This is a genomic window from Nonomuraea sp. PA05, assembly GCF_008086045.1.
In the GTDB taxonomy this organism is placed as follows: domain Bacteria; phylum Actinomycetota; class Actinomycetes; order Streptosporangiales; family Streptosporangiaceae; genus Nonomuraea; species Nonomuraea monospora.
This window is the reverse complement of record NZ_VSEY01000103.1, coordinates 1-1177: the sequence shown is the minus strand read 5'-3', so window position 1 is coordinate 1177 and position 1177 is coordinate 1. Positions and strand designations below refer to the sequence as shown.

Sequence of the window (1177 nt, the reverse complement as noted above, 5' to 3'; positions counted from 1 at the left end):
CTAAGCGGCATTCCAATAGTCCCGCTTGTAACCGGCGGGGAGCCAGGGGCTGACCTCGGGGATCGCGGCGGTCAGGAGCTGGTCGGGTGAGCGGGCGCGGAAGAAGGCGTGGATCTGTCTGAGGCGGCCGGGCCAGGTGAGCGCGGTGTTGGCGATGAACGCCTTCAGCCCGGCCCAGACGCGTTCGACCGGGTTGTCATGCGGGCTGTAGCGCGCCCCGTACAGCAACTCCAGGCGAGGGTGCTCGGCCAGGTACGCAGTGACCGCCTTGGCGTGATGGATGCTGTCGTTATCGCAGATCACCACGACTGCCGGAGCGGCCGGGAACGCGGCCAGCACCAGATCGAGCAGGAGCAGGAAGTCGGCCGCGCGCCGGTGACCGAGCCGGTACACCCATCGGCCGGTGGTCATCTCCAGCGCGCCGAGCACGGTAACCTGCCGGTTCTTGCCCGGCGTGGCAACCTGCGGGCGGTGCGTGCGCAGCGTCCAGCTGGCCCGCACGTACGGCAGCCAGTGCACGTGGGTCTCATCGGCGGCCCACACCATCGCGCCGCGCGGCAGCGCACGCAGCCGGGCGGTGAGGTCGAGCAGGGTCCGCCAGCGGTCCGGGTCGCCCTTGGCGATCAGCTTCGGGCGCCGCCAGACGCCTACCAGGCGCACTCGCCGATACAGGGTGCGGCGGCTCAGGGCGGGCCGGTTCAGGTACCGCCACAACCGGGGGATCGTCCATGGCCCCGGCCGGGCCAGCAATGCGGCGATGCGGTGCACCAGCCGCCGGCCACCGCGCCGGGGACGTCCGGGGCGGGGCCGATCGGCCAGGCCCGCCACGCCCAGCCGGTTGAACCGCCCGATCCAGCGGCGCACCGTGCCCGGGTCATAAGCGAGCAGGTCAGCGATCTGCGCCGCCGGCAGCCCGTGCAGCGACAACAGCACCATCATCGCCCGCGTCGCCTGCCGCCAGCGGCCGCGTAACGCCGCCTGTAGCTGCTCGATCGACGCGTCCGGAGCATTGGCGAACACGACAGGAGGGCGCATACTGACCACGACCTCGCCGGGGCGGGAAAGACGGTCTCAGCAACCTCGATCCAACCCCCGGCGAGGCCCCTGTCAATGCCTGTCCGCCTTGACGGTCTCACGTCCCGTTACGCGCAGAACTTCTGGATACGCGCTTAGGACC

General features: G+C 70.9%; 1 protein-coding gene. It reads right to left on the bottom strand.

The window, feature by feature from the left end; all coding sequences use genetic code 11:
- A complete protein-coding gene (locus FXF51_RS60205) occupies nt 1-1035 on the bottom strand; it encodes an IS630 family transposase (protein ID WP_222871999.1) in 1035 nt (344 codons plus the stop codon).
- Between the last annotated feature and the right edge of the window lie 142 nt (nt 1036-1177).